This is a genomic window from Mycoplasmopsis verecunda (assembly GCF_033546915.1).
In the GTDB taxonomy this organism is placed as follows: domain Bacteria; phylum Bacillota_I; class Bacilli_A; order Mycoplasmatales; family Metamycoplasmataceae; genus Mycoplasmopsis; species Mycoplasmopsis verecunda.
On sequence record NZ_CP137850.1, the window covers coordinates 409,628 to 426,580 of the forward strand.

At 25.6% G+C, this 16,953-nt stretch carries 18 protein-coding genes; 6 read left to right on the top strand and 12 right to left on the bottom strand.

Features of this window, described 5'->3' with window-relative positions:
* Positions 1 to 11 precede the first annotated feature (11 nt).
* The 4 genes from SAM46_RS01660 to SAM46_RS01675 all read left to right on the top strand — a co-directional run bounded on the left by SAM46_RS01660 (position 12) and on the right by SAM46_RS01675 (position 5,293).
* Positions 12 to 380 (top strand): ArsR/SmtB family transcription factor, encoded by a 369-nt coding sequence (locus tag SAM46_RS01660; RefSeq protein WP_143826127.1) that lies wholly within the window; start codon positions 12 to 14, stop codon positions 378 to 380.
* On the top strand, positions 380 to 2,161 hold the full coding sequence (locus SAM46_RS01665; RefSeq protein ID WP_078747155.1) for an ABC transporter ATP-binding protein: 1,782 nt from the start codon (positions 380 to 382) through the stop codon (positions 2,159 to 2,161). The genes SAM46_RS01660 and SAM46_RS01665 overlap by 1 nt, the downstream gene beginning before the upstream one ends.
* Complete coding sequence (locus SAM46_RS01670) at positions 2,145 to 4,112, top strand: ABC transporter ATP-binding protein (protein ID WP_078747157.1); 1,968 nt, start codon at positions 2,145 to 2,147, stop codon at positions 4,110 to 4,112. Before SAM46_RS01665 ends, SAM46_RS01670 begins: the two co-directional genes overlap by 17 nt.
* A 143-nt stretch (positions 4,113 to 4,255) precedes the next feature.
* A complete protein-coding gene (locus SAM46_RS01675; RefSeq protein ID WP_078747158.1) occupies positions 4,256 to 5,293 on the top strand; it encodes a hypothetical protein in 1,038 nt (345 codons plus the stop codon).
* A gap of 1 nt (position 5,294) precedes the next feature.
* On the opposite strand, the gene SAM46_RS01680 is transcribed toward SAM46_RS01675, so the two are convergent.
* The gene (locus SAM46_RS01680) at positions 5,295 to 5,867 is read right to left on the bottom strand and encodes a hypothetical protein (protein ID WP_078747160.1); all 573 of its coding nucleotides are present in this window, start codon (positions 5,865 to 5,867) and stop codon (positions 5,295 to 5,297) included.
* Positions 5,868 to 6,013: 146 nt separating this feature from the next.
* Between SAM46_RS01680 and rpsT the strand changes: the two genes are divergently transcribed.
* The gene (gene rpsT / locus SAM46_RS01685) at positions 6,014 to 6,274 is read left to right on the top strand and encodes a 30S ribosomal protein S20 (protein WP_078747162.1); all 261 of its coding nucleotides are present in this window, start codon (positions 6,014 to 6,016) and stop codon (positions 6,272 to 6,274) included.
* Between the two features lie 203 nt (positions 6,275 to 6,477).
* On the opposite strand, the gene SAM46_RS01690 is transcribed toward rpsT, so the two are convergent.
* The 6 genes from SAM46_RS01690 to SAM46_RS01715 all read right to left on the bottom strand — a co-directional run bounded on the left by SAM46_RS01690 (position 6,478) and on the right by SAM46_RS01715 (position 10,867).
* Positions 6,478 to 7,224, bottom strand: coding sequence for a hypothetical protein (locus SAM46_RS01690; RefSeq protein ID WP_078747163.1), 747 nt, complete (start codon positions 7,222 to 7,224; stop codon positions 6,478 to 6,480).
* The gene (locus tag SAM46_RS01695; RefSeq protein ID WP_078747165.1) at positions 7,224 to 7,757 is read right to left on the bottom strand and encodes a hypothetical protein; all 534 of its coding nucleotides are present in this window, start codon (positions 7,755 to 7,757) and stop codon (positions 7,224 to 7,226) included. The genes SAM46_RS01690 and SAM46_RS01695 overlap by 1 nt, the downstream gene beginning before the upstream one ends.
* 68 nt (positions 7,758 to 7,825) lie before the next feature.
* Positions 7,826 to 8,059: a hypothetical protein gene (locus SAM46_RS01700; RefSeq protein ID WP_078747167.1), complete on the bottom strand. Its 234-nt coding sequence runs from the start codon at positions 8,057 to 8,059 to the stop codon at positions 7,826 to 7,828.
* Between the two features lie 8 nt (positions 8,060 to 8,067).
* A complete protein-coding gene (locus tag SAM46_RS01705) occupies positions 8,068 to 8,514 on the bottom strand; it encodes a hypothetical protein (protein WP_078747168.1) in 447 nt (148 codons plus the stop codon).
* Entirely contained in the window at positions 8,475 to 8,963 is a 489-nt protein-coding gene (locus SAM46_RS01710; protein WP_078747169.1) for a hypothetical protein, read from the bottom strand. The genes SAM46_RS01705 and SAM46_RS01710 overlap by 40 nt, the downstream gene beginning before the upstream one ends.
* Positions 8,964 to 9,217: 254 nt before the next feature.
* Complete coding sequence (locus tag SAM46_RS01715; RefSeq protein ID WP_318635642.1) at positions 9,218 to 10,867, bottom strand: IS1634 family transposase; 1,650 nt, start codon at positions 10,865 to 10,867, stop codon at positions 9,218 to 9,220.
* Between the two features lie 316 nt (positions 10,868 to 11,183).
* Here SAM46_RS01715 and SAM46_RS01720 point away from each other — a divergent pair, with 316 nt between their 5' ends.
* Positions 11,184 to 12,170, top strand: a complete 987-nt coding sequence (locus tag SAM46_RS01720; RefSeq protein WP_143826093.1) for a hypothetical protein — start codon at positions 11,184 to 11,186, stop codon at positions 12,168 to 12,170.
* Positions 12,171 to 12,207: 37 nt separating this feature from the next.
* Here the strand turns inward: SAM46_RS01720 and asnS are convergent, their stop codons facing one another.
* From asnS to SAM46_RS01745, 5 genes are all read right to left on the bottom strand, one after another.
* On the bottom strand, positions 12,208 to 13,566 hold the full coding sequence (asnS, locus tag SAM46_RS01725; protein WP_078746755.1) for an asparagine--tRNA ligase: 1,359 nt from the start codon (positions 13,564 to 13,566) through the stop codon (positions 12,208 to 12,210).
* Positions 13,567 to 13,576: 10 nt separating this feature from the next.
* Entirely contained in the window at positions 13,577 to 14,035 is a 459-nt protein-coding gene (locus SAM46_RS01730) for a YhcH/YjgK/YiaL family protein (RefSeq protein ID WP_078746756.1), read from the bottom strand.
* A gap of 103 nt (positions 14,036 to 14,138) precedes the next feature.
* Entirely contained in the window at positions 14,139 to 14,984 is an 846-nt protein-coding gene (fmt, locus tag SAM46_RS01735) for a methionyl-tRNA formyltransferase (protein ID WP_078746757.1), read from the bottom strand.
* A gap of 7 nt (positions 14,985 to 14,991) precedes the next feature.
* Positions 14,992 to 15,897, bottom strand: coding sequence for a hypothetical protein (locus tag SAM46_RS01740; protein ID WP_078746758.1), 906 nt, complete (start codon positions 15,895 to 15,897; stop codon positions 14,992 to 14,994).
* A 17-nt stretch (positions 15,898 to 15,914) separates the two neighbouring features.
* Positions 15,915 to 16,898 (bottom strand): replication initiation and membrane attachment family protein, encoded by a 984-nt coding sequence (locus SAM46_RS01745; protein ID WP_078746759.1) that lies wholly within the window; start codon positions 16,896 to 16,898, stop codon positions 15,915 to 15,917.
* Positions 16,899 to 16,953 lie beyond the last annotated feature (55 nt).

A 16,953-nucleotide genomic window follows, 5' to 3' on the forward strand; every position in this document is an offset into this window, starting at 1 on the left:
TAAGGAGATTTATGAATACAACTCAAGTTTTAACCTTCTTATCTAAGGAAGTTAAATTAAAGCTAATCATTCACTTATATACATGTCATGAACGTGAATGTGATGTGAATGATTTACAAACTGTGTTAAACGAAAAACAACCTAATATTTCGAAACATTTAGGTAATTTAAAACAAGCTGGTATTGTAAAAATAAGAAAAGATGGATTAAATAATTATTATTATCTTGATTCAAATTTCGCAAAGAAATATGGTGTATTAATCGAAGAAATTATGAATTTAGTTAAAGAAGATGTATATAAAGAATATGCTTGCAAATGCCTTAATGATGGCCATGAACAAGTTCATAATCATGAAAATCATGACTGTGTTTTAAAATAATGACTAAAAGTAAGCAAGACAAATTAATAAAGAAGACTAAACAACATCTGCCTTCTTTATTTTCTTTAACTAAGGGATCTCGTATTTATGCAATCATATGTATCATTCTAGTTATAGCTGAAGTAGTAATGCAAGTATTCATGCCTAAAATTGTAGGTAGTGTAATTGATGAAGGTATTTATGCACAAAATAAATCAGTTGTTATTAATAAAGGATTAATATTAATTGGGTTGGCTTTAGCTGCCTTAGCTTCTGGTGTTACAGTTTCATTTGTATCCGCAAAAGCTGCTTCTATATTCTCAAAAAATATGAGGCAAGCAATATATAATCAAGTTCAAGAATTTTCGTTTAATGATATTGATAAATTTAGCAATGGTGTGATATTAAACAGATTAAATAATGATGTAAATAATATACAGATGGCTTTTATGATGATAATTAGAGCTTTTGTTCGGTTACCATTTATGTTTATTGCCGCTATTGTATTTGCAATTAACGAATCATTACTTTTATCTTCTATCTTTTTAGTTACTTTACCAATAATAATTTTATTATTCATTGCAATATGATATTCATCATATCCTAAATATAAGCTGCTTTATAAAGAATATGATGCTTATAACCAAAAGATTCAAGAAAATTTAAATGGAATGAGAACCATTAAATCATATGTAACTGAAAAACTTGAAGCTGAAAAAGTGGAAACATTAGCAAATGCGTTAAAGAAAACAAATACTAAGGTTGAAAAAATAGTTTCATGAAATACACCAGTTATACTAGGGGCAATCTTTATGTCAGTTGTTTCATTAGGTGCTATTGGAACAAAATTAGTTCTTGATGATAGTATTCAAGTCGGAACAATTGTTGCTTTTGGTTCTTATATCTGAATGATATCTGGTTCTTTAATGGGTATTATGAATGTATTAGGAATGGTATTAATGGCTCTTCCAAGCACAAAACGTATTAAAGAAATTATTTATCATAAACCAAGCATTAATAATATTGCTAATCCAATAGTTAAAGAGTTAAATGGAGAAATAGAATTCCAAAATGTATCATTCACTTATCATGGAAATAATGAACCGACATTAAAAAATATTAATATTAAAATTAAACCTGGTGAATCAATTGGGATAATAGGAGAAACCGGTTCAGGAAAAACAACATTTACTTCATTAATTGCAAGATTTTATGATCCACAAGAAGGAAATGTATTGTTAAACGGAATTAATATTAAGGAACTTCAATTACATAATACTAAAGCACAAATATCGCAAGTATTCCAAGAATCAATCTTATTTAAAGGTACAATCAAAGATAACTTACTTTGAGGTAAACCTGATGCTACAGAGGAAGAAATAAATACAGCTTTAAAACAAGCGAATATCTATAATTATGTTTATTCTTTAGAAGAAGGATTAAATTCTCCAGTATCTCAAAAAGGTCAAAACTTTTCAGGTGGTCAAAGACAACGTTTATGTATTGCTAGAGCATTAATTAAACAACCTAAAATTTTAATACTTGATGATGCTACTTCTGCTGTTGATTTTAAAACTGAAGCAAATATCAAGCAAGCAATTGCAAATATACAAAATTGCACCAAAATTATTATTGCTCAAAAAATCAATACAATTAAAAATTGTGACCGTATTTTAGTATTTGAAAATGGAATGATAAAACACATCGGAAATCATGAACAATTATTAAAAGTATCGGATTTTTATAATGAGTTATATCAAGCACAACAAGTAGTAGGAGGTATAGATGAAATCCTTCAATAATACTTTCCATCATCAAAAACTTACTTCACAACAAAAAAAGAGAACATTTTCTAGATTAATAGCTATTTTATGAAAAGATAATAAATGATGATTAATACTTGTGGCTTTTCTAATTTTGCTTTCTGCTGTAGGTATGCTATATCAACAAGTCTTTATAGGTAAAATAGTTGTTGGATTATTTATAGGTCCGGCATTAGAAAACAAAACCGAACCATTTAATTGAGATCAATTCTACTTAATGATATTTGGTTCAGTAGTTTTATTTCTTGTAAGTATTTTTTCAGGATTTGCTGCAACTAGAATAATGATTAATATTACTTATAAAACTATGACAAATATGCGTGTACAGTTGTATAAGCATATGCAATCATTACCAATTAAATTCTTTGATGATAATGCTAAAGGGAATTTAATATCAAGATTAACAGCTGATATTGACACCTTAAGACAATTTTTATCTAAAACATTCCCTTCAATTGTTCAATCATTGATAATACTTATTGCTTCTATTGTAATAATGCTAATTCTTAATTGAAAATTAAGTTTAATAATGATTGGAGTTATTATTCTAATTTTTGCCTCATCATTTATTATTGGAAAATTCTCTTCAAGAGCTTTTGTTAAAAAACAAAAAGGAATTGGAGAATTAACAGGATACGCTGAAGAAATGATTAGTGGATTAAAAACTGTTAAGATTTTTAATCAAGAACAAAATTCAATCAAACAATTTGCTAATATTAATAATTCATTATCAAAATTTACCTTTAAATCTGAATTTTGAGCTAATGTTATTTGACCTACATCTCAAAACTTAGGAAATATAGCATATGCTATAGTAAGTATTTTTGGTGGTATTATGGTTATAAATACCTTAGCAAATGGGCAAAATGCACAAGCGGCAACTTTAAGTGGGTTAACAGTTGGTACATTTATTGCATTTACTCAATTTGCTAAATCATTCTCTGGACCTGTATCTACTATGACTCAAAATGCTAACTCAATTGTGCTAGCTTTAGCTGGAGCTAATAGAGTATTTGACATTATGGATCAAAAAGCTGAAATAAATGATGGTGATATTACACTAGTTAGAGTAGAACAAGTAAAAGATAAATATGTAGAAGTTCCGCAAGCAGAAGGATATGGTATGTATGCTTGAAAAATACCATTTGGTTCATCATATGAATACAAAATTCTTCAAGGACATATTGAATTTAAAAATGTTTATTTTAAATATGTCAATGATACTGAAGAATATACATTAAAAGATATTTCATTCGAAGCTTTACCTGGACAAAAAATTGCTTTAGTTGGGGCAACTGGAGCTGGTAAAACAACAATTACTAGTTTACTTGCTAGATTTTATGAAATATCTGAAGGTGAAATTTTATATGACTCAATACCTATACAAAAGATAGAAAAAGATTCCTTACGTAAATCATTAGGATATGTATTACAAGAATGTGTATTATTTAGTGATACCGTTAAAAATAATATTGCTTATGGTTCTGATGGAATAAATGAATTCGTTATGAATGATGTAACTGAAGCAGCACATTTAAATGGTCATATTGAAAAATTAAACGATAAATATGAAACCATTTTAGTAAATTCTGGTTCTAATTTATCTCAAGGACAAAGACAATTGGTTTCAATCGCTAGAGCAAGTTATAAAAACCCGCCAGTTTTAATTCTGGATGAAGCTACTTCAAATATTGATACTCATACTGAAATAATAATTGAAAAAGCTATGGATAAATTAGTTCAAAATAGAACATCATTTATAATAGCACATAGACTTTCTACAATTGTAAATGCAGATAAAATTATTGTTCTTAATTCAGGTGAAATACAAGAAATGGGAACACACGATCAATTATTACAAAATCAAGGTATGTATTGAAGTTTATGACAAAATGCTTCTAAAAGTAGCGAAGATAATACCACAAAATAATGTGGTATTTTTCTTTAAATTTTCTATAGTACTTTAAATCAAATATATCTACATCATAGGTGCAAAAGAATTATAAATATTAATATATAGCACTTGACCACAACATAAAATACTATATAATTTATTTATAATTAAGGAGATAAATGAGCAAGATTATAATATGAGATTTATTTGGTGGCGGATGTAATTCTTTAACAAGAGCTATCCAGAAATATAATTATGATGATAAATATTTTGTATATACATTTGATGTTGTTGATACTCACAAAGAAAGTTACAGAGGGCAATTAAATGTTGATTTTCAAAAGTATATTAATATTGATTTAAGTCAAGATAACATAACTAAGATTTTTGACGAACTAATTAAAAATAAAGAGATACAAAAACCTGATATTATTACTAGCTCTACATTATGCCAATCATTCAGTAAAGTTTTATCTATGACCGGTGGAGGTACATGTTTCTGAAAACAATCAATTCGTGGTGATAAAAATTCTCCATTAATTGAAAGAAGTGTTGAAGAATTTGAAATGCTAAAATCAGGTTTTACTAAAAATTTAAAAGCAGATAAGCAATTATTTATTAAAAGATTAGGGGAAAAATGTGCGATAAATTCTGTAAAATTAATTAATCATTTTAAACCAAAATATTGATATATAGAAAATCCAGATAGCTCAATGTTATTCCAATACTTAAGTGTGAATTTAGGACTTAAAGGTTATTTAAATATAGCATGCTATGGTTCTTATGATTTTCCTCAAAATAAATCAGGTGGTTTTTATTCAAATATAAAAATGAATTTAAAAACACAGCGAAGAGAAAGAACGTATGAAACACAATGAGAAGAAGTTACTAAAGAATATTATGATAATTGAATAAATCAAGTTAAAGAAAAAGCCAAATTAGGTGGAACAATGGATACCCGTCATGTCAAAATGGTTGACGGTAAATATTATCGCCGTTGATATGTTGATAAAGGTTATAAAATAGGTGATAAAGGTCATTCATCCTTGAAAAAAACCACGATGACTTTAGGTAAACTCATTCGTGGTAAATATATTTTAAAAACAAAAGGAGATTTTGATACAAGACAAATAGGTGAGGCTAATGAAACATCACATATTCCTCCCTTAGTTTTTAAAGAAATTCTTGATACTTTTGAATCGCATAACAAAAAATAATCTATTTTATCTGTTGATATTTATTGTATATCTCTGATACCTTTTTATCTAATTCATCAGTTCAATCTACATTTAAAAATCTAGCAAATCTTTTTATCTCGGGTTGAGAAGCAAAATCAAATATAGTTTCTTTTCCATATTTTAATTTAAAGTAATTCATAAATAATGGATATTTTCTTTCAAGAATACTTCAGTATCCAGTTAATATAACTATAGTTTTACATTTTACATTACATAATTCATTATAAAATCAATCATGAAATCCAAAGTTCGATTCTAATTTTTCTCAATCAGAACCACTAATTTGTTTAAATTTAGATTCGATAAATAAATAATCAACTCCTTTATAAATATTTTTCCCTGTTGATGAGTTATTTATTATGAAATCAGGTTTTAGAGATGTTCTAATGGTGATTGTTTCGTAATAAAATTGTTTTTGAAATTGTGTTTTAGATAAATCTTCTATACCAAATGCTTCCAAGATATCTCTAACAAAATTTTCTCCAATTAAAGCACCTTCTCTAGTTCGAGCACCTTGAGTTTCTGATTTAAATTTTTTTAATCCTTGTCTCATAATTTAATTATATTACTTATAATCAATAATTATAAAAACAAATAAATCCTTAAAAATAGGACTAAATAAAATTATGATATTATAAAAATCCTTATATAATTATTAAGATTTTTCAATAAATTAATATTAGAAAAAGGGAGGACATAATGGCAAACATTAAGTCAAAAATTAAAAGTATAGCTAAAATGGAAGAAGCACGTAAAAAGAATTCAGCAATGAAATCACGTGTTAAAACAGCTGTACGTAAAGCTAGAGAAGCTGTATTAGCTAAGGATCCAAAAGCTGCTGAATTAGTAGCATTTGCTCACAAAACAATTGCTAAAGCAGTTTCAAAAGGTGTTTTCCACGTAAACAAAGGTGCAAGAAAACACTCAAGACTAGATGAATTTGTAAACAAAAACAAATAGTCATTGCATTAGTTAACTAATTTAATGAGATCAAGGTTTCCTTGATTTTTTTTGTACAAAAAACACACCATTAAATGGTGTGATAATGTTAATTATATTGTTCATAATCATACTCAAACTTTCACATATGTTACATCGTTAATTCCTTATTAAATTAATAAACATACCAATGAATGCTATGTCTATATTATTTAAGTTTTACTTTATTCATATTCAAATTTTTCTGTAATTTGTTGTTTGCTCTTAGCATATCTCAATTGTAATTGTAAGATAGAAAATGGGAATGTTGATCCAAATATTCAAATAATAAATCTTACAATACTATTCTTATAATCATTAACTGTTAAATCATTTCATTTCAATAAGAAATAGACAAATGCTTTATTTGATATATATGCGGCTATAGCAACAAGAACAAATCATATAAAGAATATTGAATAAGTTGAATAATCATTCTCTGGAGAGTATTTAAGTACCAATACTAATCTTAGAACAAGAATTGCTATGTAACAACAAACATTAAAAATAGTAAATAATGTTATCAAGCTCCCTACTGCTAATTTTCTTTTATTTTTATTATGATTATTTGTATAAGAATAAGAACTAACATTTGGTTTTAAATAGAAGTATTTATATACAAATTGTCAATATTTATTCATATTTGAAGGAAATCTATTTTCAATATCATTCTTAGTTTTCTTATTTAATCTTATAAAAAAGTTAAATGTTACATATATTAGAACAAACCCAAACACAATGCTTACAATAAAGGTTCAAATTATAAATAATGTGTATGATGAAATAATATATTCTTTTCCAAGTACTGGTTTTTCACTTAATTCGCTTATAAATCAATATATTCCACAAAAACCAATGAGATAAGCAAATGATATCACAGCATATATTATTGACATTATAAAAGTCTTTTTTGTACTCTTGAATTGTTCCATTAATAGCCTCCTGAATATTTGTTAACAATTTTAGAATTTAGTTCAGAAATTTTAGATATTTTATTTTCAAGAAGTTGCTTTTCTTTAATAAAAATATTCTTTGTTTTATCAACATCAGAAATTAAAGGTTCGATAAATTGCTCATTTAATTCATTATTAGTATTCATTATCTTAAGATTCTTTTCAAACAAATTGCATTGATCGATAATCAAGAAAACAACATTTAAAATTTTATTTTGTTGATATGAGTTATTACTATTTGAATACAATCTATTTTTAATAATGTAATCAGATAAATATAAAGAAATTCTAGATATATTATTTACTAATATATTTATGTTATGTCCGACTAGTTCAACATTTTTCTTGTAACTATCACTTAATTGTTTAGTAGAAGCTAAATCTTTGATAAATGAAAATCAATTTAATCATTTAGTCGCTTGGCCAGCCACATCATCTACTGCACCTAAAAAGCCAATGATATTTTGAGCAGCAATGTCATTTGTATTAGCGATGTGATTTATTTCAGTCAATTTATTTATTTTGCTAAAACTAGAATCTAATCTTCGATGTAATAATTCAACTGATTTTTCAAGAGCACTTAAAAAATTGATAAACTAACTTTATCATCATTTGAGATGCTTCTTGATGATATTTTTATAAATTCTGGTAAAGATTTTAACATTTCCCTTTTTGATGCGAATTTTGATCCAAACAAATAGTTAAAGTCTTTATTATCTAATTTAACAAGTAAATTCATTATTGAATTGTATATATTTCAAGCTTCATCATATGAGTATGATTTATTTTCACTGTCTGCTGAATAATTTAACATAATTTCTCCTAATAACTAGCATATGAATTTCTTGACATAAAACTACTGAGCTTACTTGTTAAATAATCTTTTTCATTTGCTACTGATTTCTTAAACTCATCTAATAAAGAAATAATTTGGTTATGTAATTCTTTATCTTTATTATTTGATAAATATTTAAGATTTTCTTTTAATGCTGAAATTAATTTATTGATTGATGTTTCTATATTATCTAAAATGGCGAATTTTCGGTAATATGATTCTTTACTTTCTTTTAAAGTATCATCAGCTAAATTATATTTACTGAATGATGATAATAACGAACTTATGTACACATTTAAATCATAAATATGAGTATTAATTTCTTTTGCTAAATTTGCATAATATTTTTGCTTATTAGTTAAAATTTTATAGCTTGCAGCAGTTGAAGTTCCACCTATAGTTGAACTATTATATTTACGATAGGAATTCAACATGTGAATGCTGACACAGTAGCTGTTGTAGCTGTTCCAGCACTAAGAGCAACTTGTGCTTTCTTTTTATTACTTTCAGATTCTTGCATATTTTTAGATGCAACTTTTCCGAGTACGCCTTCTAATATATTTTTTATTGTCTCAATTGATTGAATTTGATTCATTTCTTTTTCACCAAATGATCGTGTTGTAGGATTAATTCTATCATTCCCTAATGAATTAGAAATAGTTTTATATAATGCGGAATTTTGCAGTGCATGATTATGATTTAATGTATCTATTAAATCATAAGAGTATAATAATAAACTTCTGTCTCAAACAGTCATTTCATCGATGCTTTTAGATAAATTCTCGATCAATAATTTATTATTTATGACTTTTTGTTCCTTTCCATTAGTTCGTGGTTGTGCTTTTGCTTCTACATTTGTATCAGCAGGTTGAATAATTAACATTTTTACCTCCATTTGTTATTTAAGCTATTCATAGGTATTATATGCTTATAAAAACTCTTTTTCTTGTTCCGCATTTTTTTCTGATTAAAAAAATAATTCATAAAATAATATCTAAATAGCAAAGCAATTAAAAATTAAAAAGACAAAAAATAAGCAATAAAGTATTATCGCTAAACCTGAGTTTCCAAGTTAAATAATATTAAAAATCATACAATCCTACAAAATAGAGCTGTATGATTTTTTAATCATAAAAATTACATACATAAAATATTATTTAATGCTTTGTTTACAATTTCATAATCTGATTTATTATCAGAGCTTTTATTTATAAATGTTTTTCTAACAATTTGATTATTTACCAATTCTTCAACCATAACAGCTGATTTTATTGATTCAATTAATCTATTATTTGTAAATTTATCAATTACTCCATATTTATGTAAATATTCATTAACTTTATATAAAGAGTATTTTAAAACTACTAGAGCTAAAAAAACATAATACAAAGTGTCCTCGAATATGTTTATCGTTTCACACATAAATTGGTCTAACATCAAGTGAGCTTTTAATGTTCTGAAGTTTTCTTCTATTTGTCATTGTTTATGATAAATATTTTTTATTTCCTCAGGTGATAAGTCCATTCTTGAAGTTTCATATACATAAATACCATCAAATTTCTTATCTTGTTCAATCTTTTCATAATTAAGAACAAAATTTATAGAGTCATTTGTTTTAAAGAACTTATATTTTTTAATTCCTATTAAATCTTCACCTTTAACAACACCATTTTTGTTTTGTTTTTTAATGAAGTTATTAATTAAAACATCTCTGTCAGCTTTATCTTTTTTTAGCTCTTTTTCACTGAAAGTTACAATTCTTCTTCTTTTATGTCCATTTAATCTCTTTTTATTTCACATTGACGCATATTCTTGTTCTTTATATTTAAATTCACCATTTTCAATTCAATCACTTTCATTAAAAATATATTCTTTAAATTGATTTGAGCCAGCTTTTGCACGATATGAAATTATAAAATCAATTCCTAATTGCTCTAAAAATCTGATGTTTCTGTTTGAAGACATACCTCTATCAGCTATGATGGTGATATTTTTTAACATCATAAGTTTGAGTCATTTTAATGATAAATGGAATCATAGTTGAAGCATCCATTGTATTACCTTTGAAAAGCTCAAAAATGTATAGGAATACCATTTGAATCTGTTGCCATACCTAATACAACTTAATCCTCTTTGATTTTTTCCATCTTTAGAATAACCCGGAAATCTTAAACCATCTCTTTTGAAAGTTTCAAAATATACAGTTGATGAATCATAAAATACTAATTCAATTTCTCTTTTTGTCTTTTCAGAAATAACTTTGTTAACTCTTTTTAAAATGTCGACTTTATAATCATCGAGTAAATCTAAAACATTATAAAAACTACTTTTTTTTAAGCTTGATTTCACTGATGAAATCATCTTTTTATTGAATGTCTGAATAATGCTGTCAGCTTGTATGATTCTTGAGGAAATAAAATATTCCAATAATTGTTCTAGCTGTTTATGCTTGGTTTTAGGTAGTGAATTAAATATTTCTAATTCTTTTATAATTGAATATAAGTTTTGAATGCCATAGTTAACTAATCTATTTTCAAAATATCCATTATTTAAAGAATTAATTAATTGTTCTTTTACATATTCTTTTTCAGAGTCAATCGGAATCACCTTTGCATTTTGCTTTAATATATCCAATGCATTAGGATTTAATTTCTCAAGTTCTTCCAAATATCCTAAACCAACAATTCTTTTATATCCTTTTCCAAAACCTAAAGTTTTACAAACTGATAAATATATTTTGTCTTTGTTTTTACTTTTCATTATATGTAACTTAGCTTTGCTTTCCATATAATTATTATACCACTTTATGAATGTAATGAATATATAAAAAGTAAAAATTTTTTTGTTGTTTTATACTATGTATAAAAGGCGTCGAAAATTAAATAAAAAGAGCTTCCAACTTGGAAACTCAGGTTAAAAATTAAAAAGACAAAAAATAAGCAATAAAGTATTATCGCTAAAGAAATTATATTTTTTGATTGTTGTCCTTTTATCATTGATACATTTTTATAAATTAACCAAAATTATTTTGTAAGAAAAAAATATGGAAATTTATTTTCTATCATTATTTAATTTTAGATTTAGATTAATATATAATCAGTCTATGAAATTAAATGAAATAAATATAATGAACAAATTTAATAATTTAAATAAATTATTTATCATTCAAGGCAGTGGAGCATTATACATTCAAAATATGCTAAATAGAGTGCCGAATGATGTTGATGTTTTATTAGATACATATGGAAGTGATATATTTGAAAAAAATAAACGATGAAATTCTTTAATAAACAAGTTCGATGTTATAAAACACGAAACTAAGAATGAATTTTTTGATTCTTTATTAATAAATAATAGTTATGATGATAAATATATATTTGAATGTATGTTATTTAAAAATATTCCCAATAATATGATAAAGACGATAAATGATTATAAAGTTATTGATGCTAAATATATGATCGGATTCAAGATATGTCAATTATTTAGTAATTTAAGTGAAGAAAATACACAGCAAAACAAAATTTCAAAATTAAGGAATTGTTTATTAGATTTGAATTATATTTTAGACAATATTTCAATGCTAACTATTGATGAAATATTTCAAATATGAAAAGAATGCATATTTGTTAACATTGATTATGAATTATTAGCATATAGGTTATCTCCATATAATTATTTAGAGAACATAGAATTTGATGAATTATGTCAAATGCTAAATATTGACAAAAATACAATACCTAATTCATTATATTTGTTGCAAAATTTAAAAAAATATCAATCATCAAGTGCATTATTAAATACCTTACAAAATATTTATAGAATAAAAAATGAATTCATTTTTATGCTTGAGTGATTTGCAGATAAACATAATATAGATATCAATACAATTACAAATTATGGTTATTATTTTAATATAGGTGATAGTAAAACTAATTTATCTGCATTAATATTTATATATTCTAAAATTTGTAAATCAAATGATTACCCATTTGAATTTAATTCAAATATAGTTGATTTTTTAGAAGTAAAAAATGAAATTACATACATTAATTTATTCAAGATAATTAAATCATTAGTCCAATTTTAAAAGAAAACTCACAACTATTATGTTGTGAGCTTTTATATTACATTTTGATATTTCCAGTTGTTCTCGGATATGGAATAGCTTCTCTAATATTTTCGGTTCCAGTTACATACATAACTAATCTTTCAAATCCTAATCCGAACCCTGATGTTAACATATGACCGTGTCTTCTTAAATTTAGATATCATTCTAAATCTTTGTCATCAATTCCTAATTCTCTAACTCTAGTTAATAATTTATCATAATCACTTTCACGTTGTGAACCACCTACTAATTCTCCTACCCCTGGAACTAGTAAGTCGAAAGCAGCCACTGTTCTACCATCATCATTTTGTTTCATATAGAATGCTTTGAAATCTTTAGGGAAGTTAATAACAGCAATTGGAGCATTGTATACTTTTTCAGTTAAGTATTTTTCGTGTTCTGATCCTAAATCTAGTCCAAATTCAATATCTTTGTTTTCAAAAATATCTCTAACTTTTTGCAATTCTGCAATAGCTTCTTTGTAATCAACTATTTTTAAAGGTGTTTCAATAAAGTGGTTTAATCTGTCTAATAATCCATTATTTGTAACAGTATCTAAATATTGTAATTCCATTTGATTTTTAGCTAATGTATTTCTAATAACTACTTTAAGCATATCGTCAGCTAGAGCAATTACATCATATAAATCAGCAAAAGCAACTTCTGGTTCAATCATTCAGAATTCCGCCAAGTGTCTTTTTGTATTTGATTTTTCTGCTCTAAATGTAGGAGCAAAAGTATATATTTTTTTCATTCCTACTGCATATGATTCACCATGTAATTGACCAGTAACTCCTAGAGTTGCTTTTTTATTTTTCCCAAAGAATGGGTCATCAGATTGTGGATCAGAAACTAAAAATGTTTCGCCAGCTCCTTCACCATCATTGCTTGTAATTATAGGACTAGCCATTAAATAGAAATCTTTATTAATAAAGAATTTGTGAATTTCTTGTGCTAATGTAGAACGCACTAACATAATTGCTCGTAATAAGTTTGTTCTATGTCTTAAGTGTGGAATTTCACGTAGCGTTTCTAAATTAATTTCTTGATTTTGAATTGGATAATCTTCATCAACTTTTTTGTATCCGACTAATTCTTCTGCTACTAATTCAATTGGTTGTGGCGCATTAGGTGTAGCATGAAGTGAACCTTTTACAATAATAGCTGAACCTGGTTTTAATGTATCTAATACATCAAAATCAAATTGTTCACCTTTAAAAACAACTTGTAGGTTCTTTACTGTAGAACCATCGTTTACTTCGATAAAACGAATTTTTTTATTCCCTCTGTTAGTTGAAACTCATCCTTCAACTTGAACATCGTTTCAGTTATCATAAAATCCTGGTTTTAGAATCATTTTCTTTATTGAATGCATATTTTCCTCCTTATTTAAATACATCTTTCACTTTAATTATTATTTTTTCTTTACTACTTAAGTTTTCATTTGCAAATGTTATCTTGTGTAATTCACCTGGATAAAATAATGCAAATGTATTTTTAGATAAAGTTACTGAATTTTTATATTCTGGTGATTTAATGTATAATATATCATTTTGTTCATTTCTACTTAAAACATCATTTTCATTATAATTTGGTTCACTATCAAAATAAATAATTTCATCATCAATGTGATATAGATGAATATCAATTGTTTCATCGTGTAGCTCGCCATAGTTTTGCTCATATATAGGGCTAAAATTCCGTCTAACAACTTTAATGTTTTCATTAATTATAGTAATTCCTTCATTAAAATCATTAATATTGCTTAGTATATTTTTTAATTCAGAATTTAATTGATCTGATTTGATATATTTAGCAATATTTTGTATTTTGTCATATACCATTTTAGCCCCCTGAATAACTTTTCAATTATAAATGTTTTTAACTTATATATTAGGAAAAATCATAAAAAAAGACAGCTATTTTGCTGTCGTAAAATAATGATTTTTAAACTAATTTAACGCGTTTTTTAGTTTCGAATTGATAATCAATTGCTCATAAAAAACCGTTTGCAAAATCTAATTTAATTCCATTGGGTTTTTTCTCTTTAGTGGCATAATAAATTTTTACCCTTTTACCATTTAGCATGTAGTATGCTCCTGGATTAGAACTAAATGCTCTAATTTTATTAAATGCTGTATCAATATCTAATTCAGGTGATAATAATGCATCTTCCTTATTTAATTTAGGAGAAAAAGTAACTTGTGCATCATCTTGTTTAACCGGAATGTATTTACCATTAGCAAAATTATTTAATCAAGCTACAATATTATTAGCTGCTAAATGTGATAACTTCTCAAATAAAATATCTGCTGTATCACTAGGTTGAATATCTAATTCCACTTTAGTGATCATATCACCAGCATCCATAGCTTTTACCATATACATTAAAGTAATACCAGTTTTGCTATCTCCATTTAGTAATGAATATTGTATAGGGGCTGCTCCTCTATATTTAGGAAGTAAACTTCCATGCACATTTAATGCTCCTAATTTGGGTAATGCTAGTACTTTTTCTGGAATCATTTGCCCAAAAGCACATGTTAGCAATATATCGAAATCTAATTTTGATAATTGGCCATATATTTCTGATATTTTATTTGGTTGAAAAAGAGGTATGTTATATTTTTCAGCTAGCAATTTCGATGGAGTGGGTTCTAATTTATATCCACGATTAGCAGGTTTATCTGGTTGAGAAATAATAGCCAAAACATCAAAGTTTTGTATAACTTGTTGAAAAATAGGAACTGAAAAATTTGGTGTTCCAGCTAAAATAATTTTTAATTTTTGCATAGTACTCCTATATACCTATAAAGGTTTCTACTTTGGTTAGCTCAATTATTAAATAAATTAATTTATCAATTAAAGGTTTTGAAATGGTATTAATAACATTACCTTTTTTATATGTAGATATCTTTTTAGCAAGATTATTTAAAGGTAAATATGATCCAAAGTAAGTTAATAATTTATTCTGTGCTCTATTTTGCAGAACTTTTACAAAAATTGATTCTAAAAACCACTCAGTATAGTTTTTAAGTCCTATTTCATCAATTATTAATACTGGAACTTTTGATAATTCATTAACTAAATAAATAATATCTTGCGGATTTCCAATTAATTGTCTAGCTCATTCATCTAATTGGTTTATATCAATATAAGCTACTTGTACATCATTTAAAGCAAAAGTATTAGCTAAAGCTGATAAATATTTTACTCTGTAGCTATTAGCGGCTCCATGGAAGTAAACACCATATAATTGTTTTAAGCTTTTTTTCTTTTTATCTAGTGATTGTAAAATTTCTACTCTAATACCAGCTAAATCATAATACAGATTATCATTAATTTCTAAATTTTTTAAGGTTAAATCATAAAAAGGTGATGAAATATGTTGAAACATTAAGTTATTTAATATTCTAAACGCATCAGCTTTTTCATTATGTGCTAATTGTTTTTCTACAATTAATTTTCCATTATCATCTCTTTTAAAATTTAATAAATAAGGTGATTGATTTGGATGTTGTACTTGTGTTTTAAAATCAATAAAATAATTAAAGTAATCTCAGATTTCAGAATCTGAGACTTTTAATTTTTTAAATAATTTAGCTAGTAATGGTTCTTTTTTGATTTCCTCAATCAAATTTTCTTTATTAATAGAGTCTAATTTTAAGAAATTAAATGAAGGATTAATTTTATTCATTGAACTCATTTTAAACTCCTTCTAAATTACTTTAACATTGATTTGAGAATTTCTTTCTTTTGAAATACCTTTAAATCATATGTGTTTTTAATTTTTCCATCAAAATAATTTTCAACAGTATTAAAATCACTTAAATTCATTTGAATTATTTCATTTATCATACTTCCAGCTTGTTTAAATCATTCTCTAACCGGGCGTCCTTCTTGTCTTGAAGAATGATAGAATGATAGGAATAAAATTAAGTTAATAATCTTATCATCTTGAACTTTATCTTGTCATTGTTGTAATGTAGCAACATAATTAGAATCAAGTTCACTATTAATTAGTTGTTGTGCAAATGATAATGAATCTAATTTTAAGATTGCTTCATATTCATTTGAATATTGAATTCTTCCGATTTCAAGTTTAGTTGCTGAAAAAGCATCAAATTTATTTTGCGAAGATAATTGATTTTTTCTAATTTTTCCCATTCTAATTGCATCATTAATGAATGCATTAGCATTAACATTTTGATTCATTGAATATTGTCCAACGAATTCAGTAAAGAAGTCTGCTGAAACATCTTCAACATTATAACTATCTTTATATGTTGTGGTTCTTGTTTTTGAAATTATCATATTATTGAAGTTTTCTACACCAATACGATTTTTTAATAGATCTGTAATTAATTGATTATTTTTAACACCGAATGCATTAAGTGGTTTTTGTAATGAAAAAATTATGATTTGTTTATTATGATCAGCATATGTATTGATTAAACCACAAGCTTCTAGTTGACGTCTAGCTGTAGAAAGAGATTCTAAATCCATACTTAAAAATACAGTTAATGAAAAATAATCATAAGTAAATCTTTTAAATGATGTATCTCTGACAAAATCTAATAAATATTGGTATAGAAAAATTGGTTGGGCACCTAAAAATGGACCATAAAATTCTCTGAAATTTACTAGGTCATCATTAGTAATTTCGGTATTTTTTTCAATTGCAAAATATGAGTATTGTAAGTCCATTTTTATCTCCTTAAATCGTTATCAAATTATTGATATCAATCATATTTTACATAAC